Annotated in this window: 1 protein-coding gene; it reads right to left on the bottom strand. The window is 61.8% G+C overall.

Going from position 1 to position 296, the window contains the following annotated elements:
- Window positions 1-263 (bottom strand): hypothetical protein (locus tag G6R24_RS21510; protein WP_192029242.1); only part of this gene is annotated, 263 nt, incomplete at its 3' end.
- Window positions 264-296: the final 33 nt, after the last annotated feature.

Raw genomic sequence — 296 nt, 5'->3', positions numbered from 1 at the left:
GAACCCACCGTCTCGCTGGCCACCAGGTCGTTCACGTAGTAGCCGAGACTCGCCGACGAACCAGCCGGCGGATAAGGGTCGGTGGTCGTGCGACCGAACAGGTCATAGGCGTAGCCGCTGTTCGTAAGCCGATCGGCCTGATCATAAGAGAACGAGTATACCGTCGGTGTCGTCGACGTCGAACAGTTCCCCGCGTCGCTACCCCCCGCATCCGGATAGCTCGACAGGCTGCTGCGGTTGGATTCGGCATCGTAGACATACACCCGGGTGGAGCAGGAAGCCGGACCGCCATAACT

Source organism: Candidatus Frankia nodulisporulans (assembly GCF_902806475.1).
GTDB lineage: Bacteria > Actinomycetota > Actinomycetes > Frankiales > Frankiaceae > Frankia > Frankia umida.
Note: the sequence above shows the minus strand (reverse complement) of the source record. Positions and strands in the feature narration are given on the sequence as shown.